The sequence below is a fragment of the Paraconexibacter sp. AEG42_29 genome, assembly GCF_040581415.1.
Lineage (GTDB): Bacteria > Actinomycetota > Thermoleophilia > Solirubrobacterales > Solirubrobacteraceae > Paraconexibacter.
The window spans coordinates 3,202,409-3,222,556 of the sequence record NZ_CP114014.1 but is presented as its reverse complement, the minus strand read 5'-3'; the positions used below and the strand labels follow the sequence as shown (position 1 = coordinate 3,222,556).

18 protein-coding genes and 1 pseudogene are annotated in these 20,148 nt (G+C 72.2%); 18 read left to right on the top strand and 1 reads right to left on the bottom strand.

What is annotated here, in order from left to right:
• From DSM112329_RS15685 to DSM112329_RS15600, 18 genes and pseudogenes are all read left to right on the top strand, one after another.
• Nucleotides 1-381 (top strand): hypothetical protein, encoded by a 381-nt coding sequence (locus tag DSM112329_RS15685; protein WP_354697493.1) that lies wholly within the window; start codon nt 1-3, stop codon nt 379-381.
• On the top strand, nt 381-1,040 hold the full coding sequence (locus DSM112329_RS15680; protein ID WP_354697492.1) for an MBL fold metallo-hydrolase: 660 nt from the start codon (nt 381-383) through the stop codon (nt 1,038-1,040). Before DSM112329_RS15685 ends, DSM112329_RS15680 begins: the two co-directional genes overlap by 1 nt.
• Nucleotides 1,040-2,281 (top strand): histidine--tRNA ligase, encoded by a 1,242-nt coding sequence (hisS, locus tag DSM112329_RS15675; protein ID WP_354697491.1) that lies wholly within the window; start codon nt 1,040-1,042, stop codon nt 2,279-2,281. Before DSM112329_RS15680 ends, hisS begins: the two co-directional genes overlap by 1 nt.
• A complete protein-coding gene (gene aspS / locus DSM112329_RS15670) occupies nt 2,278-4,062 on the top strand; it encodes an aspartate--tRNA ligase (RefSeq protein WP_354697490.1) in 1,785 nt (594 codons plus the stop codon). Before hisS ends, aspS begins: the two co-directional genes overlap by 4 nt.
• A gap of 75 nt (nt 4,063-4,137) precedes the next feature.
• The gene (locus DSM112329_RS15665; protein WP_354697489.1) at nt 4,138-4,854 is read left to right on the top strand and encodes a hypothetical protein; all 717 of its coding nucleotides are present in this window, start codon (nt 4,138-4,140) and stop codon (nt 4,852-4,854) included.
• A gap of 26 nt (nt 4,855-4,880) precedes the next feature.
• A complete protein-coding gene (gene mnmA / locus DSM112329_RS15660; RefSeq protein ID WP_354697488.1) occupies nt 4,881-6,314 on the top strand; it encodes a tRNA 2-thiouridine(34) synthase MnmA in 1,434 nt (477 codons plus the stop codon).
• A gap of 74 nt (nt 6,315-6,388) precedes the next feature.
• Nucleotides 6,389-7,210: a hypothetical protein gene (locus tag DSM112329_RS15655; RefSeq protein WP_354697487.1), complete on the top strand. Its 822-nt coding sequence runs from the start codon at nt 6,389-6,391 to the stop codon at nt 7,208-7,210.
• A gap of 128 nt (nt 7,211-7,338) precedes the next feature.
• Nucleotides 7,339-7,635, top strand: a pseudogene (locus DSM112329_RS15650) (MarR family transcriptional regulator); the annotation flags it as partial.
• Nucleotides 7,636-7,656: 21 nt separating this feature from the next.
• Nucleotides 7,657-7,797, top strand: a complete 141-nt coding sequence (locus DSM112329_RS15645; RefSeq protein WP_354697486.1) for a hypothetical protein — start codon at nt 7,657-7,659, stop codon at nt 7,795-7,797.
• Nucleotides 7,794-9,047 carry an MFS transporter gene (locus tag DSM112329_RS15640; RefSeq protein ID WP_354697485.1) on the top strand — a complete coding sequence of 418 codons (1,254 nt, stop codon included), beginning with the start codon at nt 7,794-7,796 and terminating at the stop codon, nt 9,045-9,047. Before DSM112329_RS15645 ends, DSM112329_RS15640 begins: the two co-directional genes overlap by 4 nt.
• A 14-nt stretch (nt 9,048-9,061) precedes the next feature.
• Nucleotides 9,062-11,656 carry an alanine--tRNA ligase gene (gene alaS, locus DSM112329_RS15635; RefSeq protein ID WP_354697484.1) on the top strand — a complete coding sequence of 865 codons (2,595 nt, stop codon included), beginning with the start codon at nt 9,062-9,064 and terminating at the stop codon, nt 11,654-11,656.
• Between the two features lie 10 nt (nt 11,657-11,666).
• Nucleotides 11,667-12,071 (top strand): Holliday junction resolvase RuvX, encoded by a 405-nt coding sequence (ruvX, locus tag DSM112329_RS15630; protein WP_354697483.1) that lies wholly within the window; start codon nt 11,667-11,669, stop codon nt 12,069-12,071.
• Complete coding sequence (gene mltG / locus DSM112329_RS15625; RefSeq protein ID WP_354697482.1) at nt 12,068-13,969, top strand: endolytic transglycosylase MltG; 1,902 nt, start codon at nt 12,068-12,070, stop codon at nt 13,967-13,969. The genes ruvX and mltG overlap by 4 nt, the downstream gene beginning before the upstream one ends.
• Entirely contained in the window at nt 13,969-14,775 is an 807-nt protein-coding gene (aroE, locus tag DSM112329_RS15620; RefSeq protein ID WP_354697481.1) for a shikimate dehydrogenase, read from the top strand. Before mltG ends, aroE begins: the two co-directional genes overlap by 1 nt.
• 1 nt (nt 14,776) lies before the next feature.
• Nucleotides 14,777-16,579, top strand: coding sequence for an ATPase, T2SS/T4P/T4SS family (locus tag DSM112329_RS15615; protein WP_354697480.1), 1,803 nt, complete (start codon nt 14,777-14,779; stop codon nt 16,577-16,579).
• 70 nt (nt 16,580-16,649) lie between these two features.
• On the top strand, nt 16,650-17,762 hold the full coding sequence (locus DSM112329_RS15610) for a type IV pilus twitching motility protein PilT (RefSeq protein WP_354697479.1): 1,113 nt from the start codon (nt 16,650-16,652) through the stop codon (nt 17,760-17,762).
• Nucleotides 17,763-17,764: 2 nt separating this feature from the next.
• Nucleotides 17,765-18,973, top strand: a complete 1,209-nt coding sequence (locus tag DSM112329_RS15605; protein ID WP_354697478.1) for a type II secretion system F family protein — start codon at nt 17,765-17,767, stop codon at nt 18,971-18,973.
• A 55-nt stretch (nt 18,974-19,028) separates the two neighbouring features.
• Nucleotides 19,029-19,601, top strand: coding sequence for a hypothetical protein (locus DSM112329_RS15600; protein ID WP_354697477.1), 573 nt, complete (start codon nt 19,029-19,031; stop codon nt 19,599-19,601).
• Between the two features lies 1 nt (nt 19,602).
• On the opposite strand, the gene DSM112329_RS15595 is transcribed toward DSM112329_RS15600, so the two are convergent.
• Nucleotides 19,603-20,148 (bottom strand): RES family NAD+ phosphorylase, encoded by a 546-nt coding sequence (locus tag DSM112329_RS15595; RefSeq protein ID WP_354697476.1) that lies wholly within the window; start codon nt 20,146-20,148, stop codon nt 19,603-19,605.

Below are 20,148 nucleotides of genomic sequence, written 5' to 3'. Positions count from 1 at the left end.
ATGGCTCAGACCAAGCGCAAGCGCAAGAGCAAGCACCGCGGCAACGCCGCCGGCATGATCGAGACGCGCGGCCGCACCGGCCGACCGCTCACCGCCGCCGAGAAGACCGCGGACAAGCGCGCCCAGGCGGCCCTCGCCCGGGCGGACCGCCTGAACCGGCCGCCCACCTGGCGCAGCTCGATGAACCGCGCCGCCATCGCGACGGTCATCTTCGTCATCGCCCTGATGCTGATCTTCCGGGAGAGCTTCGCGCAGACGATCGCGCTCGCCGGGTTCATCTTCCTGCTCTACATCCCGCTCGGGTACTACACCGACCTGTTCCTCTACCGCTGGCGGCAGAAGCGCAAGGTCGTCGAGCCGCAGAAGGGTGGTCGGGACTGATGCGCGTGGGCATGTACACCGTCGGCCCGGTCCAGGAGAACTGCTTTCTGGTTGCCGCCGACAGCGGCGACAAGGCCATCATCATCGATCCGGGCGAGGAAGCGCCGCGCTTGCTCGCCGAGATCGAGCGCGCCGGCGTGACGCTCGAGGCGATCCTGCTCACGCACACGCACTTCGACCACCTCGGCGCGGTGGCGCCGGTGGCCAAGGCCACGGGCGCGCCTGTCTATTGCCCGGAGCTCGAGCAGCAGGTCCTGGCGAACGTCATGGACTACGTCCCGTACGCGGGCTTCGGGCCGTTCGAGAGCTACGACGCCGACGTCCTCGTGAAGGGCGGCGAGCAGCTGCAGCTCGGCGGCCTGGACATCGACGTCGTCTTCACGCCCGGGCACAGCCCCGGCCACGTCACGTACGCGGCGCGCCAGATCGGGGACGACGAAAGCGTCGCGCCCGCGCTCTTCAGCGGCGACGTCCTGTTTCAGCAGTCGGTCGGCCGGACCGACCTGCCCGGCGGCGACATGACCGTCCTGCTCGAGTCGATCCGCACGCTGATGGACCGCTTCCCGGACGACAGCGTCGTCCACCCGGGCCACATGGGCCTGACCACCCTCGGGCAGGAGCGGGCGACGAACCCGTTCCTCACATCGCTCTCCGCATAGTGGCGACGAAGCTGCAGGCCTCGAAGGGCACGCACGACGTGCTGCCCGACCAGGCCCCCGAGCGCCTGGCGCTCGAGCGGATCGCGCGCCGCATCCTCGAGGGTGCCGGCTACGAGCGCATCGAGACCCCGGCCTTCGAGGTCACCGAGCTGTTCTCCCGCGGGGTCGGCGGCTCGACCGACATCGTCCAGAAGGAGATGTTCACCTTCGAGGACGAGGGCGGCCGCTCGCTCACGCTGCGTCCGGAGGGAACGGCGCCGATCGTCCGGTCCTACCTCGAGCACGGCATGCACAAGCTGCCGCAGCCGGTGAAGCTCTGGTACTGGGAGTCGTTCTTCCGCGCCGAGAAGCCGCAGGCCGGCCGCTATCGCCAGTTCTGGCAGGTCGGCGCGGAGGCGATCGGCGCCGCAGGGCCCGCGGTCGACGCCGAGCTCATCACGCTGCTGCACGCGATCCTCAGCGAGGTGGGGACGGGCTCGCTGAAGCTCCGCCTCGGGTCGCTCGGGACGCCGGAGACGCGCGCGGCCTATCGCGAGCGTCTGGTCGCCTACCTACGCACCCACGAGGATCGCCTCAGCGCCGAGGTCGTCGGCCGCATCGACCTGAACCCGCTCCGGGCGTTCGACGCGGACGACCCGGGCACCCGCGAGGTCATGGCGAACGCGCCGCTGCTCCTCGACGAGCTGGCCCCCGACGACGCCGAGCACTTCGCCGCCGTCCGCGCCCGCCTGGACGCCGCCGGCATCGACTACGTCATCGACCCCACGCTCGTGCGCGGCCTGGACTACTACACGCGCACGCTGTTCGAGTTCGAGACGGACGCGCTGTCCTCCGCGCTCGGCGGCGGCGGCCGCTACGACGGCCTCGCCGAGCAGCTCGGCGGGCCCGCGACGCCCGGCATCGGCTGGGCGGCCGGGGTCGAGCGCATCCTGCTCGCCGCCGAGCCCGCACCGCACCGCGTCGCCGTCTGCGACCTCTACGTCGCCGGCGAGGGCGTCACCGCCTTTGCGCTCGCGTCCGAGGGCCGCCGCGCCGGGCTGTCCGTCCAGCAGGAGCTGGCCGGACGCTCGACCAAGGGCGCGCTCAAGCAGGCCGCCCGGCTGAAGGCCACCGCTGTCGCCGTCGTCGACGACGCAGCGGGCACGATCCACCTGAAGGACACCGAGACGGGCGAGCAGACGGTGGTGCCCGACACCACCGCGGTCATCGCCCGTGCGTTGAAGGGACGTCACCCCGGATGAGCAACATGCAGCAGGCACCCAGCGCCAACGCCTACCGCGACACCTGGTGCGGTGACCTTGACGCGTCCCGCAGCGGCTCGGCCGCCCGGGTCAGCGGCTGGGTCCACCGCCGCCGCGACCACGGCGGCCTGATCTTCATCGACCTGCGCGACCGCTCCGGCCTCGTCCAGCTCGTCTTCCACCCGGACACCAGCGGCCCCGCCTTCGCGGCGGCCGAGCGCCTGCGCTCCGAGCACGTCGTGTCGGCGTTCGGCGACGTCGTCGACCGCGAGCCGGGCAACGTCAACCCGAACCTGCCGACGGGCGCGATCGAGCTCGCGATCACGCAGATGGACGTCCTGGCCGAGTCCGAGACGCCGCCGTTCGCGATCGACGAGGACTCGCCCGTCGACGAGAACACCCGCCTGAAGTACCGCGCGCTGGACCTGCGCCGCGAGGGCATGCAGCAGACGATGGCGCTGCGCCACCGCATCGTGAAAACGATGCGCGACGTGCTGGATCGCCAGGACTTCCTCGAGGTCGAGACGCCGATCCTGACGCGCTCCACGCCCGAGGGCGCCCGCGATTTCCTCGTCCCCTCGCGCCTGCAGCAGGGCGCCTGGTACGCCCTGCCGCAGTCGCCGCAGCTCTTCAAGCAGCTGCTGATGATGGGCGGCTACGAGCGCTACTTCCAGATCGCCCGCTGCTTCCGCGACGAGGACCTGCGCGGGTTCCGTCAGCCGGAGTTCACACAGCTCGACATCGAGATGTCGTTCGTCGAGGAGGAGGACGTCATCGCGGTGATGGAGGACGTCATGAGCGCCGTCTTCGCCGCGGCCGACTTCCCCGTCCCCGCCACGCCGTGGCCCCGGATGTCCTACGCCGACGCGATGCTCAAGTACGGCAACGACAAGCCCGACACGCGTTTCGAGTTGCACATCAGCGACGTGTCCGACCTCTTGCTCGGGTCGGACTTCAAGGTCTTCGAGTCCGTGATCACCGGCGGCGGCGTGGTTCGCGCCTTCAACGCGGGACCGCGCGAGTTCTCGCGTTCGGAGCTCGAGGGGCTCAACGAGGTCGTCCGGATCCACGGCGCCAAGGCCACCGCGCCGATCGTCGTCGGGGGCGACGCCGGCTGGGTCGGCAACCTCGCGAAGTTCTTCAGCCGCGAGCAGATCGACGGCGTCAACGCCGCCCTCGCGGCGCAGGACGGCGACCTGCTGCTGTTCGTCGCCGACAAGGAGCCGGTCGCCGCCGCGGCGCTCAGCGCGCTGCGCCTGGAGATCGCCGAGCGCTTCGAGCTGATCCCGGACGACGTCCACCATCCGCTGTGGATCGTCGACTGGCCGATGTTCGAGCCGACCGACAGCGGCTTCACGGCGATCCACCACCCGTTCACGGCCCCCAGCGGCTCGTTCGACGACGTGGCGGCGCTCGGCTCGCGCGCGTACGACCTCGTGCTGGACGGCACCGAGATCGGCGGCGGCTCGATCCGCATCCACACCCCGGAGGTCCAGCAGCAGGTCTTCGACGTCCTCGGCCTGGACGCCGCGGAGGCCGAGGCCCGGTTCGGGTTCCTGCTCGACGCGCTGCGCTACGGCGCGCCCCCGCACGGCGGCATCGCGATGGGCATCGACCGGATCGTGGCGATCCTGGCCGGCAAGGAGTCGATCCGCGACGTCATCGCGTTCCCGAAGACCGCTTCCGGTGGCGACCCGCTCACCGGGGCACCGGCGCCCGTGGACGCGGGCCAGCTGCGCGAACTCGGCGTGAAGTCGATCGCGCCGCCGCCGGCCGCCTGAGCAGCCGGCCAGGGGCGTCCACTCCGCCGGGGGCGGACGCTCAAGTTCCGCCCCGCATCCGCCGACTCAACTCACGTGGAACAGCTTTCGCTCCCGTACCGCATCGCGCTCGTCGGCCTCCTGGTCTTCGGGGCGCTGTACCTGCTCGTGCTCAAGCCGAAGGACGACGACGGTGCCGGCTCGGCTCCCGTCCCGGCCGCCGTGGCGCCGGCCCCGGCCTCGACGACCGGCAGCACCGCCCCCGGCGTGAACGGGCTCGGGAACGCGGTCGAGAAGGCCAACGGCGCCGCCGCGAAGTCCGCCGGCGCGAACGCGGCCACCCAGGCCGCGACGGGCGGGACGACCTCCACGCCGGCCAGCAGCACCCCGGCCGCGGCCAACACGCCGCCCGGCACGAAGGCGCCCGCGACCCCGTCGACCAACGCCCCCGCGACGCCGTCGACCACCACCCCGTCGACCGCCACGACGCCGCAGGACCCCTCGGAGAAGCTGCTGGCGCCCCTGGACCGCGGCCACACCGTCGTCGTCGCCTTCGCCGACACCCGCGCCTCGGACGACCGCGCCGTGCGGGCCGCCGTGAAGCGCATCGACCGCCGCGGCGGCAAGGTCGACGTCCACATCCTGCCGCTGTCGAGCGTCGGCCGCTACGAGGCGATCACGCGGGACGTCACGATCGGCCAGTCCTCGACCGTGCTGGTCATCGGCAGCAAGCGCACCGCGCGGACGATCGTCGGCTTCACGACCACCCGGGAGATCGACCAGCTCGTCGGCGACGTGCGCGCCGGCCGCTGAGCGGCCACCCGTCTTACACTCGTCCTGTGCCGGACGAGCGCTTCGAGGAGCACCTGACCTACCCGCGTGGACGTGGGTTCGTGCCCGACGGCGCCTGCAGCGGCGCCGCCGGGGGCGCGGCGTGCGGTGACCTGGTCACCATCGCCGTCACGGTCCGCGGCGACCGCGTCGTCGAGGCCGGCTTCGAGGCGTCGGGCTGCGGGGCGGTCATCGCCGCGGGCTCGGCCGTCGTCGAGCTCGTCACCGGCGCGCCCGTGCTCGAAGCCGCGCGGGTGGGGACGCGGGAGGTCTCCGCCGAGCTCGGCGGGCTCAGCGTCGGCAAGCTCCACGCCGCCGACCTGGCGTCCGACGCCCTGCACCGCGCGCTCGGCGCCGCGGTCCGTCGCGGTGCCGCCGTCCCGGCGCCGGCCGGCGATGCCCCATCGCGCACGCTCGTCGCCATGAGCGGCGGCGTCGACTCGGCCGTCGCCGCGCTGCTGGCGCAGCAGGCCGGGAACGAGGTCTGCACCGTCACGCTCGAGCTCTGGGCCGACGAGGACCACGACGGCAGCAAGAGCTGCTGCTCGGCGGACGCGGTCCGCGGCGCCCGCGCCGTCGCCCACCGGATGGGGCTGCCGCACCTGACGCTCGACCTGCGCGCCGAGTTCCGCGCGGGCGTCGTGGACCCGTGGCTCAGCGCCCATGCCGAGGGGCTGACCCCGAACCCCTGCGTGCGCTGCAACGGGCACGTCCGCCTCGACGCGATGCTCGACTACGCCGACCGCCTCGGCGCCGCGACGCTCGTCACCGGGCACTACGCGCGGCTCACCGAGGACGGTCAGCTGCGGGTCGCCGCCGACGAGGCCAAGGACCAGTCCTACATGCTCGCCCGCCTGGCGCCCAGCAGCCTGGGGCGGCTGCGCTTCCCGCTCGGCGACCTGCACAAGCCCGCCGTCAGGGCGCTGGCCGAGGACGCCGGGATCGCCGTCGCGCAGAAGCCCGACTCGCAGGACCTCTGCTTCCTGGCCGGCACCGGCCGCGAGGCGTTCCTGGCCCGCCACGGCGGCCTGCGCGAGCGGCCGGGGGACATCGTCGACGACGGCGGACTGGTCGTCGGCCGGCACCGCGGTGCCCACGCCTACACCGTCGGCCAGCGCCGCGGGGTGCTGACGACCGGCGGGACGGGGGATCCGGTCTACGTCCTGCGCACCGACGTCCGCACCAACACGGTCACGGTAGGCCCGCGCGAGGCGCTGGCGGTCCGCCGGATCCCGGTTCACGACGTCGTGGTCCACGGGGACGCGTCCCGCGTGCGCGCCGCGCGGCTGCGCTCGCACGCCGCCCCGGTCGCGGCGCGGCTGGACCCGGACGCGGGGGAGCTCGTGCTTGCGGGCGCCTTCGCCGGGGCGGCGCCCGGTCAGCTGGCGGTGCTGATGGACGGAGACGTCGTGGCGGGCCACGCAACGATCGCCCGCCGCTGACGTCTCCCGCGTCGTCCTGAGTCGTTTGACGCATCGGATGGATCGGCGCGCGGCGGCCGCCTAGGGTCGCGTCCATGCGGCGACGCGCGGTCCTGACGGCGACGATGACGGCGGTGGCCGTGGGCTGGGGGACCCAGGCGGCGCACGCGTCGCCGGCGCTCGTGGACACGGCGCGGGGCGGCCTGATCCGGATCTACGGGGACAACATCAAGGGCGATCGCCTGACCGCCACCGTGAAGCCGTCCAGCGTCACGGTCACCGGCGGCGCGACGATCAACCTCCGGAAGGGCGACGTGTGCCGGCGGATCAGCGCCCGCTCGGTCAGCTGCCCCGCCCGCGGGACGGTCGGGATCTACGCGGAGCTCTACCGCGGCAACGACAGCCTCACCATCAGCGCGGCCGGGCCGAAGCGCTCCGTGCGCATCCAGGTCATCGCCGGTGCCGGCGACGACACCTTCACCGCGCAGCTGCCCGTCAGTGCTTTCACCGCCGCGCAGCCGCTGGCCTGCGCCGACGGCGGCCCGGGCAATGACCGCCTCAGCGCGCCGTACGTCGCCCCGCCCCGCAAGCCGTGCGACATGTTCGGCGGCGACGGGAACGACAGGCTGACGGGTTCCCGCCTGATCGGCGGCCCCGGCAACGACGTCCTCACCGGCACGCTCGGGCCGGACAAGCTGTTCGGCGATGCGGGCGCGGACACCATCAGCGGCGGCGCCGGCGCCGACGACCTCGTCGGCGGGGACGGTGACGACAAGCTCAGCGGCGGGGCCGGGAACGACAAGCTCTTCGGCGACAGCGGCGCCGACATCCTCACCGGTGGCTCAGGCGCGGACTACTTCGCGGGCGACGACGAGCGCCGCGACTTCGAGGACGACGTCGACACCTCCGACGACTGACGACCGCCCGCGCCGCTCGATGTGCCACCACCCGCCACCGGCGCACGTGGTGGCACATCGAGGGCTTGCTACGGTGTAGTTCAGCCAGGTAACTACCTGAGCTAACCACCGTCGCACCGAGGCCGAACATCAGCACCGCACCACCACCCGCCGTCACCCACACCCAGCTCGCCGACCGCGTCCGGCTCGCCACCACGCGCCTCGCCCGGCGCCTACGGCAACGCGCTGACTCCGGCCTGTCGCCGTCGCTCGGCGCCGCACTCGCGACCATCGACTGCCACGGCCCGCTGACCCCGTCCGAGCTCGCCGACCGCGAGCGCGTCCAGCGCCCGACCGCGACCCGGCTGATCGCGAAGCTCACCGAGCAGGGCCTCGTCGTCCGCGAGGCCCACCCCGAGGACCGCCGCTCGCACCGCATCGCCGTCAGCCCCGCGGGTGCCGCCCTCGTGCAGGCGTCCCGCGTCCGCAAGACCGAGTATCTCGCCGAGGCGCTCGAGCAGCTGAGCGAGGCCGACCAGCAGACCCTCGACGCGGCCGCCACGATCCTCGAGCGGATCCTCGAGGCCGACTTTGGGCAGCGTCCATGAGCGCGGGCCTGCGCAAGTCGGTCGCCTCCCTGCAGATCCCCAACTTCCGCCGCTTCTTCAGCGGCCAGGTCGTCTCGGTCAGCGGCTCGTGGATGCAGACCGTCGCCGAGGCGTGGCTGGTCCTGAGCCTGACGTCGTCCGGTGTCGCGCTCGGCGTGTCGACCGCGCTGCAGTTCCTCCCGATCCTGCTACTCGGCGCCTGGGGCGGGGTCCTCGCCGACCGCTTCCCCAAGCGCAGGCTGCTGATCGTCACCCAGACGCTGATGATCATCCCCGCGCTGGCGCTGTTCGCGCTCACTGTCACCGGCGTCGTGACGCTGTGGATGGTCTACGCGCTCGTCCTGATGCGTGGCCTCGTCACCGCGATCGACAACCCGACCCGGCAGAGCTTCATCAGCGAGATGGTCGGCCCGGCCAGCGTGGTCAACGCCGTCTCGCTCAACAGCGTGCTCGTGCAGACCGCCCGCATCGCCGGGCCGGCCGCCGCGGCACTGGTGATCGCGCTGAGCGGCGTCGCCGCCTGCTTCGCGCTCAACGCGCTCTCGTTCGGCGCCATGATCCTCGCGCTCCGCGGGATGGACCCGGACAAGCTCCACGACGCCCCGCCGGCCAGCCGCGCCCCCGGCCAGATCCGCGAGGCGATCGCGGTCGTTCGCGCCGACCGCGACCTCTGGATCCCGCTCGCGCTGATGGGCGCGGTCAGCATGCTCGCCTACAACTTCCAGACGGTCCTGCCGCTGCTGGCGAAGTACACCTTCCACGGCAGCGCCTCCACCTACGCGCTGCTGATGGGGACGATGGGGGCGGGAGCCATCGCCGGGGCCCTGGTCAACGGCGCCCGTGGCCGTACGTCACCCGCCCTGATCAGCGTGTCGGCGATCGTCTTCGGCGGGGCACTCGGGCTGGCCGCTATCGCGCCGACCCTGGACCTCGTCCTGGCCGCGCTGGTGGTCGTCGGCGCCGGCAGCGTCACCTTCACGAGCGCCGTCAACGCACAGCTGCAGCTGGCCGCCCCGCCCGCGCTCCGTGGCCGCGTGATGGCCCTGTACGGCGTCGTCTTCCTGGGCTCCACGCCGGTCGGCGCCCCGCTGCTGGGGTTCATCTGCCAGCACGTCAGCCCCCGGGCCGGACTCGGGGTGGGGGCGGCCGCGGCGATGCTCGCCGGGGTGGCCGCGCTCGTCGGCGCTGCCCACCACAGCGCGCACCACGCTGCAGGGCCACGCGCCGCGACGCACCCGTTCGCCACCTGAGGGACAATCAGGGGGTGACGTCCGACGAGATCCGCGAGACCTTCCTGGCCTTCTTCGAGAAGCACGCGCACAAGCGCCAGCGCTCGGGGTCGCTCGTGCCCGCGGCGTTCGACCCGTCGGTCCTGCTGACCACCGCGGGAATGCACCCGCTGAAGGCCTACTTCATGGGGCTCGAGGCGCCGCCCGCCCCGCGCCTGACCAGCTGCCAGAAGTGCTTCCGCACCCCGGACATCGACAACGTCGGCGTCACCGCGCGCCACCTCACGTTCTTCGAGATGCTCGGCAACTTCTCGATCGGCGACTACTTCAAGCAGGGCGCCGTCGAGTTCGCCTGGGACCTGACGCTCAACGGCTTCGGGTTCAAGCCCGAGGACGTCTGGGCGACGGTGTTCGAGGGCGACCCCGCCATGGGCATCGGCCCCGACGAGGAGGCGATCGAGGCATGGCTCTCGGTCGGCGTCCCGCGCGAGCGCATCGTCCTGTGCCCGGCCAGCGAGAACTTCTGGTGGTCGGGCGAGACCGGGCCCTGCGGACCGTGCAGCGAGCTCTACCTGGACCGCGGCGTGGAGTGGGGCGAGCCGGACGACCTCCCGGGCGGAGAGAACGAGCGTTTCCTCGAGTTCTGGAACCTCGTCTTCATGCAGTTCGACCAGGACGAGCAGAAGCAGCTCACGCCGCTCCCGAACCAGAACATCGACACCGGTATGGGCCTGAACCGGATGGCGGTGATCCTGCAGGACGTCGAGACGATCTTCGACACCGACCAGTTCCTGCCGCTGATCGCCCTCGGCCGCGAGCTGGCGACCGTCGCGGAGCCCGAGGACCGCTCGCTGCGGATCCTCGCCGACCACAGCCGCGGCATGACGTTCCTGATCGCCGACGGCGTCGTCCCCTCCAACGAGGACCGCGGCTACGTCCTGCGCCGCCTGATGCGCCGCGCGATCCAGCACGGCCGCCGCCTCGGCATCACCGGCAGCTTCCTGCCGCGCTACGTCGACGTCGTCCTGGACACCATGGGCGCGGCGTACCCGGAGCTGCACGCCGAGAAGGACCGCATCCTGAAGTGGGTCCTGGCCGAGGAGGAGGGCTTCGGCCGCACCCTCGAGCAGGGCATGGCGCTGCTGACCGATCACCTGTCGAAGGGGACGCTCGACGCCGCCGCCGCGTTCCAGCTGCACGACACCTTCGGCTTCCCCGTCGAGATGACGATCGAGGTCGCCGAGGAGGCCGGCGTCACGGTCGACGAGGCGGGCTTCAAGACGCTGATGGACGAGCAGCGGCTGCGGTCCGCAGGCGGCGTCGGCGGCAAGGGCGGGCGCGTCGGCGGGACCGCGGACCTCGTCCGCGGCCTCAGCACCGAGCCGACCACGTTCGTCGGCTACGAGTCGCTCGAGCAGCACACCACCGTCGCCGCGGTCACCGAGCGGGACGGCAAGACCTTCGTGAAGCTCGCCGAGTCGCCGTTCTACGCGCAGGGCGGCGGCCAGGTCTCGGACGCCGGCACCATCGCCTGCGACGGTGGCGACTGCGAGGCCCGCGTCGCCGACGTGCTGCGCGCGGGGGATGACCAGGCGCTCGAGGTGGAGCTCGTCACCGGCACGCTCAAGGAGGGCGAGCGCGTCACCGCGACCGTCGACCGCACCGCCCGCCACGCGATCGCCGCCAACCACACTGCCACGCACCTGCTGCACGCGGCGCTGCGCCAGACCCTCGGCGACCACGTCAGCCAGGCCGGCTCGTACGTCGGCCCGGACAAGCTGCGCTTCGACTTCAACCACACCCAGCGCCTGACCGACGCCGAGCGCGCCCAGGTCGAGGACCAGATCAACGCCTGGGTCCTGGGCAACCACCCGGTGCGCTCGATGTCCACGACGCTCGACGAGGCACGCGCGCTGGGGGCGATGGCGCTGTTCGGCGAGAAGTACGGGGACGTCGTGCGCATGGTCGAGGTGGGGGACGGCTCGTTCTCGCGCGAGCTCTGCGGCGGCACGCACGTGCGCTCGACGGCGGAGATCGGGCTCGTGAAGATCCTCTCGGAGGGCTCGAGCGCCGCCAACGTCCGCCGCATCGAGGCGATCACCGGCCCGGCCGCCGTCACGCTCCTGCGCGAGCACGACGCCGCCCTGTCCGGCGCCGCGACCGCCCTGCGCACCCAGCCCGCGGGTGTCGTCGACGCCATCACCGCGCTGCAGGCCAAGGCCAAGGCCGCCGCCAAGGCAGGCGGCGGGACCGACGCCGGGACGGTCGACCGGCTGGCGGCGACCGCCACCGACACCGACGGGATCGCCGTGGTGGCCGCGTCCGTCGACGGCGTCGGCGGCAAGGACCTCGCCGAGCTGACCGACCACGTCCGCGGCAAGCTCGGCGACGACGGCGTCGCGGTCCTCGGCAGCGCCGTCGACGGCAAGGTCGCGCTCGTCGTCGCGGCCGGCCCGGGGGCGATCGCCCGCGGGGTGAAGGCGGGCGCCGTCGTCAAGGTCGCCGCGCAGGTCGTCGGCGGCGGGGGCGGCGGCAAGGACAGCATGGCCCAGGCCGGCGGTCGCGACCCCGGCAAGCTCGCTGACGCACTGGACGCTGCACGTGCGGCGATCCAGGCGGCCCTCGCGTAGCATCGTGCGGGTGTTGGCGCTCGACTACGGCAGTGCGCGGTGCGGCTGTGCCCTGAGCGACCCCACCGGGACGCTGGCCACGCCGATCGCGCCGGTCCTCCGGCCGGACACCCGCAAGGGCTTCGCCCGCGTGATCGGGACGGTCCGCGAGCACGGGGTCAAGCGCGTCGTGGTCGGCCTGCCGCTCGGGCTCTCCGGGCGCGACACCGCGCAGACCACCGAGGCCCGCGCGTTCGCCGCGCGCCTGGCCGAGGCCATCCCGCGGGTCCCGGTCGAGATGTACGACGAGCGCTTCACCACGAGCATCGCTGCCCAGGCCGCGGGCGGTGACGCGCGGACGTCGGAGGACTCACGCGCGGCCGCCGTCCTGCTGCTGGACTGGATGACGCACCAGGCGCGGGGGACGACGGCATGAGCCCGGTCTTCGGCGGCGGCAAGAGCGGTGGCGGCGGCAGCGACGAGCGCGCCCGCAGCGCCGAGGCGCGCGAGCAGGCCCGCCTCGAGCGCGAGGCGCGCCGTGCGCGCAAGGACGGCCGCGAGCCGCCCGCCCGGCCGGTCCGCCCGGCAGCGGAGCCAGATCCGGACACGGCGTTCGAGGACGTCCCGGCGGCCGAGGCGGCGTACGACGACGTCCCGGTGCCCGAGCCGTACCTGCCGGCGGACGAGCAGCCGCTCCCGCCCGACGAGCAGCCGCTTCCCGGTGACCCGGCGTGGCTCGCCGACGACCACGTCCCCGCCCCCGAGCAGGCCGCACCGCGCAAGGTCGACAACCGCGCTCACCACTTCGAGGACTCGGCCGACGAAGAGCCCGTCTACGAGGAGTCCTTCCAGACCCCGCCGGCACCGCGCGAGACGCCCCCCGCCGCGCCCGCTCCGCGCGCGGCCGAGTCGTTCTTCGACGAGGACGAGGACGAGCCGTTCGCCGACGAGTCCGCCGACGCCCGCACGGCCCCGCGGATCATCCCGCCGCGCCCGGCGCTCAGCTGGGAGACCGACGAGCCGACGCGCATCGACCCCGTTCCGCCGCCGGACGACGACACCGCCCGCCACCGCCCGGTCCCGCCGACCCGTCCCGACGTCGCCATCGACCACGACGACGACGACCGTCCCGTCCGCGTCCTCGGGCACGACGGCGAGTCCGACCGGCCGGTCGGCGTCAAGCGCGTCCCCGCGTCGGCGTTCGCGACCGCGGCCGGCGCCGACGGCCTGCCGCGCTTCGGTGCGCCGCCCCGCGGCCGCGGGACCCCGCGATCCCGTCGCGGCGTCAAGCGCGTCGGCCCGGCGATCCTGATCATCGTCCTGCTCCTGATCGCCTACGGCGCCAACAAGTTCTGGCAGCCGCTGCACGGCGACGGGGAGGGGCAGGTCCGCGTCGTGATCCCCGACGGCTCCGGCGCGCGCCAGATCGGCGACCAGCTCGCCGACGCCGGCGTGGTCGACAACGGCCTCATCTTCTCGCTGCGCGCCCGCTTCTCCGGCGACCGCGACAAGCTGCGGTCGGGGCCCCACGTCCTGAAGAAGGACATGGCGTACGACGACGCGATCAAGGCGCTGATGATCGCGCCGAAGGTCGTCGCGACGCTCGACGTCGCCATCCCCGAGGGCCTGACCATCAAGCAGGTCGGGTCGCTCGCCCACCGCGCGGAGCTCAGCGGCAGCTACACGAAGGCCACCCGATCGGCGTCCGCCCGGCGCACGATCCGGTCGCTCGGCGCGCCGAAGTCGGTCAAGACCCCCGAAGGCTTCCTGTTCCCGGCGACCTACCGCCTGCGGACGACGGCCAGCACCGCGACGCTCGTCGCCGAGCAGCTGAAGGTCTACAAGCGCGAGACGGCGAAGGTCGACTACGCCTACGCGAAGTCGAAGAACCTGTCGCGCTACGACGTGCTGACGATCGCGTCGCTGATCGAGAACGAGGCGCAGACGGCGAAGGACCGCCCGCTGATCGCCGCGGTCATCTACAACCGCCTCAAGCTCGGCATGGAGCTGAAGATCGACGCGACCATCCGCTACGGGACCGGCAACTACGGGTCCGACGCCCGGCCCATCCGGCAGTCGGAGCTCGAGCGCGACGCGCCGTACAACACCTACACCCGCAAGGGCCTGCCGCCCACGCCGATCTCCAGCCCCGGCCTTGCGTCGCTGCGGGCGGCGGCACGGCCGGCGAAGGTGAACTTCCTCTACTACGTCGTCAAGCCGTGCGGCAACGGCGCCCACGCGTTCAGCGCGAGCGACGAGAAGTTCGTGCGCGACGTGGAGGCGTACAACGCCAAGCGCGAAGAGCTGGGCGGCAAGGACCCGTCGAACTGCTGATGCGCCGGCTGGGTGTGCTCGGGTGGCCGGTGGCGCACAGCCGGTCCCCCGCCATGCACACCGCGGCGCTGGCGCAGATGGGGCTGGGGGAGGGCTGGTCCTACCAGCGCCTCCCGGTCCCGCCCGAGCTGTTCGCCGAGACGGTCCGCGGCCTGCCCGGCGCCGGGTTCGTCGGCGCGAACGTGACGATCCCGCACAAGGAGGCCGCGCTCGCGCTGGCCGACACGGCGACCCCGGCCGCACGGGCGATCGGCGCGGCGAACACGCTCAGCTTCAGCGCTGAAGGCGCGATCCACGCCGACAACACCGACGCCCCGGGGCTCATCGCCACGCTGCCGTGGCCGGTGCGCGGACGGACGGCCGTGGTGCTTGGGGCCGGGGGCAGCGCGCGCGGCGTCGCGTGGGCGCTGCGTGACGCCGGCGCGGCCGACGTGGCGGTCTGGAACCGCAGTCCACAGCGGGCGCAGCGGCTCGCAGCTGACCTGGACGTGCGCGCGGTGGAGGTCATCGGCAGCGCGGACCTGCTGGTCAACTGCACGAGCGTCGGACTGCACGATGTGTCCACGACGTTCAAGGAACTGCCGCTGAGCGCCGATGCGATCAATGAATACTCGTGTCTGGTGGACCTGGTCTACCGAGACGGCGACACGGCCCTCATCGGCGCGGCTCGGGACCGCGAGGTGTCCGTGGTTGACGGCTTGGAGATACTGGTTCATCAGGGAGCACTGAGTCTTGAAGCCTGGACCGGTGTCCGGGCGCCAATCGACGCCATGCGAGACGGTGCTCGTGGAATACCACCCCACTGACATGTCCCCAGATCCACCCCACCTGCGCCCCGTCCCCGGGCCCGCCTCCTCGGCGGCGGCAACCGCCGGCGAGGGCGCGGCCGGGAACAAGTGGGACGGGATCACGCGCCCTCGGTCCCGCGGGGGCAACGCACGCTTCCTGACCGACGTCATCGTCGACCTGGGCATGGTCCCGCGCGAGCGCGTCGACGCCGCCATCGACACGTCGCGGTCGGGCGGCGTCACCCCCGAGGCCGTCCTCCTCGAGCGCGGGGAGATCGACCAGATCTCGCTCTCGCGCGCCGTCGCCGAACGCCACGGCCTCGATCACCTCGACCTGACGGCGTTCAACGTCGACATGGGCGCGGCGAACCTCATCAACACCGCTGCCGCCCGCCGCTACGACGCGGTCCCGGTCGCCTTCGTCGGCGACCGCGGTCTGGTCGTCGCCATGGCGGACCCGGCCAACGTCCTGGCGCTCGACGACATCGCGCTGATGACGGGCTACGACGTGCGCCCGGTCGTGTCCTCGCGCGAGGACATCACCGGCCTCGTCAGCCGCCTCACCCGGCTGGACGACGTCGTCGCCTCGACCGCGCAGGAGGCCGCCGAGGACGACGCCGAGGTCGTCGACCTGCGCGAGTCCGCCGACGAGGCGCCGGTCATCAAGCTCGTCAACCAGATCATCGCCCAGGCCGCCGAGCAGGGCGCCTCCGACGTGCACCTCGCCTCCGAGGGCACGCAGATGCGCGTCCGCTTCCGGATCGACGGCGTGCTGAAGGACACCACGACCGTCCCCCGCCGGATGGTCAACGGCGTCATCAGCCGCATCAAGATCATGGCCGAGCTGAACATCGCGGAGAAGCGCCTGCCGCAGGACGGCCGCGTCGGCCTGACGATCGACGGCCGCCACATCGACCTGCGCATCGTCACGCTCCCGTCCGTCCACGGCGAGGGCGCCGTGATGCGGATCCTGGACAAGACCGCCGTCGTGATGGAGCTCGACAAGCTCGGGTTCCTGGAGCCCGAGCGGGTCCGCTTCCAGCGTGCGTTCCACCAGGCCTACGGCGCGGTCCTCGTCACCGGCCCGACCGGCTCGGGCAAGTCCACGTCGCTCTACGCGGCGCTCGGCGAGCTGAACACGCCGGAGAAGAACGTCATCACGATCGAGGACCCGGTCGAGTACGAGCTCGACGGGATCACTCAGATCCAGGTCAACACCCGCGCCGGGCTGACCTTCGCCAACGGCCTGCGCTCGATGATGCGCGCCGACCCCGACGTGATCATGGTCGGCGAGATCCGGGACCGCGAGGCCGCGCAGATCGCCATCGAGGCCGCGCTCACCGGGCACATGGTGCTCTCCACGCTGCACACGAACGACGCGCCGACCGCGATCACCCGCCTCATCGAGATGGGCATCGAGCCGTTCCTAGTCGCCAGCGCGCTGGACTGCGTCGTCGGCCAGCGCTTGGCCCGGACGCTGTGCCCGAACTGCAAGACGCGGACGATCCTGAGTGCCGAGGTGCTGCGCAACAGCGGGTTCCCGGCGCGGATGGACATCGAGGCGTACGACCCGGTCGGCTGCGGCCGCTGCGGCGGCTCGGGCTACAAGGGACGGCTCGGCCTCTACGAGGTGATGACCATCACCGAGGAGATCCGCAAGCTCATCATCGAGCGCTCGTCGGCCGACGAGATCGCCGCCTCCGCCATGCGGTCCGGCATGCGCCGGCTGCGCGAGGACGGCCTCGAGAAGGTCCGTCAGGGACGCACGTCCATCAGCGAGGTCGCCCGCGTGACGGGCACCGGCATCGCCGAGGATTATTGAGCGCCGGCGCTGTCCAAAAGGCCTGCTGAACCCTCAAGGATCGGGGGCCGGGGCCGATAGGAACAGCACGATGCGCTTCGATTTCGCCGATCTCCTCCTTGACGTCCTGGACCGCCGGGCGTCCGACCTCCACATCACCGCCGGCTCGCATCCCATGGTGCGCGTGCGGGGCCGGCTGACGCCGCTGGACGAGTACCCGATGCTCGACGCGACCGAGACGCGGGAGATCGTCTACTCGATCCTCTCGAACGACCAGCGCCAGCGCCTGGAGACCGAGTGGCAGCTCGACTTCGCCTACTCGATCCCGGGCCGCGCCCGCTTCCGCGTCAACGCCTACTTCCAGCGCGGTGCCCTCGGTGCCGCCTTCCGCCTGATCCCGGCGCAGATCACGCCGATCGACGACCTCGGCCTGCCGCCGGTCGTCCACGAGCTGTGCAAGAAGCCGCGCGGCATCGTCCTCGTGACGGGCCCGACCGGCTCCGGCAAGTCCACGACGCTCGCGTCCATGGTCGACGAGATCAACGCGACCCGCGAGGAGCACATCCTCACGATCGAGGACCCGATCGAGTTCCTGCACGGCCACCGCAAGTGCATGGTCAACCAGCGGGAGATCGGGGCCGACGCGCACTCGTTCGCCGCCGGCCTGAAGGCCGCCCTACGTGAGGATCCGGACGTCATCCTCGTCGGCGAGATGCGCGACCTGGACACCATCTCCACCGCGCTCACCGCGGCGGAGACCGGCCACCTCGTGTTCGCGACGCTGCACACGCAGAGCGCGCCGTCCACCATCGACCGCGTCATCGACGTCTTCCCCGCCCATCAGCAGCAGCAGATCCGGGTCCAGCTCTCGATCGCGCTGCAGGGCGTGATCACGCAGACGCTGATCCCGACCGCCGACGGCGCCGGCCGCGCGGTCGCCTGCGAGATCCTCGTCCCGACCGCCGCCGTGCGGAACCTGATCCGGGAGGGCAAGACCCACCAGATCCTCTCCTCGATGCAGACCGGCTCCGGGGTCGGGATGCAGTCGATGGACACCGCCCTGGCCGCGCTCGTGCGCTCGGGCAAGATCACCCAGCGCGTCGCCGAGGCGCGGTCGGACACGCCGGACGAGCTGCGCCGGATCCTCGGCGCGTCGAGCTTCGGCGGCGGCGGAGCCGGTGGCAACTACGGGATGGCGGCCTGATCATGTCCACCTACGTCTTCAAGGCGATGGACCTCACCGGCGCGAAGGCCGGTGGCGAGGTCGAGGCCGAGAGCAAGCAGGCCGTCTCCGACCAGCTCAAGCAGCGCGGGCTGATCGTCCTGGAGATCGCCGACAAGCACAGCTCGCGTGAGCTGAACTTCAAGTTCTTCGAGCGCGTCAAGGCCGCGGACCTGACCGTCATGACCCGCCAGCTGGCGACGATGGTCGACAGCGGCATGACGATCCTGCGCGCGCTCTACGTGCTGGAGGCCCAGACCGAGAACGAGCTGCTGCAGCGCACGATCGTCGACATCCGCAAGGACGTCGAGGCCGGCCTGCCGCTGTCCGAGGCGATGGCCCGGCATCCCAAGGTCTTCAGCCCGCTGTTCACGGCGATGACCGAGGCGGGGGAGACCGGCGGCGTCCTGGACTCCGCCCTGCTGCGCGTCGCCGATCAGCTCGAGAAGGAGGACGCGCTGCGCCGGCAGGTCAAGGCCGCCATGGCGTACCCCTCCGTCGTCATCGGCTTCTCGCTGGTCGTCGTCCTGGCCCTCGTCGCCTTCCTGATCCCGGTGTTCATCGGGGTCTTCGACGAGTTCGGCGGCGAGCTGCCGGCCGTCACCAAGATCACGGTCACCGCGTCGAACGCGCTGACGGGCTACTGGTACATCATCTTCGGCGTCACCGCCGCGCTCATCGTCGCCTTCCGCAAGTGGAAGGTCAGCGAGACAGGACGGCCCCAGTGGGACCGCTTCCGCCTGCGCATCCCCATGGGCATCGGCACGATCGTCCAGAAGATCGCCCTCGCCCGCTGGTCGCGCACCCTGAGCGCCCTCATGAGCGCCGGCGTCCCGCTGCTGCTCGCCCTCGAGATCACGGGCCGCACCGCCGGCAACGCCGTCATCGAGGAGGCGATGGACGCCGTCATCACCTCCGTCCGCAACGGCGGGACGATCAGCGGTCCGCTCAAGGACTCGCCCGTCTTCCCCGGCATGGTCACGCACATGCTCGGCGTCGGTGAGGAGACCGGCGCCCTGGACACGATGCTCTCGAAGGTCGCGGACTTCTACGAGGACCAGGTCGAGGCGGCCGTCAAGGCGCTCACCTCGATCCTCGAGCCGGTGATGATCGTGGTCGTCGGCAGCATCGTCGGCTTCATCGTCATCTCGATGTACCTGCCGCTGTTCAAGGTGTACGACGCGATCAAGTAGACGCGGGTAGGGTCGGGCCCCTCGGCACGTCCGTGCCGTCCACCAGGAAGAGCCCATGCGCCAAGCCATTCCGTCGTCTCGCCGTTCCTGGGCCGCGGTCGCCGCTGCCACCACCGTTGTCGGTGCTTCGGCGGCGCTCCTCGCGCTATCGGGAGCTGCCTCCGCTCAGGACGCGGCGTTCGCCGTCCGCGGCATCGGCGTCACCAAGCTGGACACCGGGCCTGCGATCACGCACCACCTCACCGTTTCGTGCGTCGCCGCCGGCACGAACACGTTCGTCGACTGCGTCCCCACCGGCACGGCGAAGATCACGGTCGACGCCGCGACGAAGAAGAAGCTGAAGCTCACGTCCGCGACCCTCGGGACGGCGAAGGTCGTGGCCAAGGCGGCGACCGGCGAGGGCGAGGACGGTGGGGCCGTCGACGTGAAGGCGTCCGCGGCGGTGCGGAAGAAGCTCGCGAAGGTCAAGAGCGTGAAGGTCACCTACACCGTCACAGTGACGGCGCCGGTCCCGGCCGTCCTGAAGACGTCGGGCACCTGGAGCGTCAACACATTCACCGGCGCCAAGCGGCTCCTGCTGCGCTCGCCCGGGGATTCGGTCGACCTCGCGGGCGGTGGCCGCGGCTGAGTCAGCCGGCGACAGGCCGGGCCAGCGCCCCGGCGGCATCGCGCACGGCGACGTGCGCGATGTCCAGGCGCTGGACCTCCTCGACCACCGGGGCAACGTCCCAGAGGCACCAGACCCGCCACTGCGGCCGGTGGAAGGACCACCAGCGCAGGCCGCTCCACCGCTGCTCGCGGTAGATCTCGAGCGCCTTGTCCTGCGTGTACGGCCGGTTGCGCTCGATGACCTGGCTCGGGCGCATGCCGCGGTCGACGAGGGTCTGAGCGTCGTCGAGGTCGACGTACGGCAGGTCGTCCGGCAGCCGGTACACGCCGAGCGCCCGCCGCGACCCCGGGACGTGCGGAAACTCGAACATCTCCTCGCGCCACGTCGCAAGGTGCGCAAAGACCTCGCCGACGGCGCTGGCCTGGTCGCTCGCGACGTACCAGGCGAGGTAGTGCTGCGGGTTGTCCCAGCGTCCCTTGCCCTGGACGGGGTGGACATAGGACGGGTGGCCGGGGGTCCCGGGCCTGGCCGCGGGCCGGTGGGGGAAGACCCGGTAGAGGAGCAC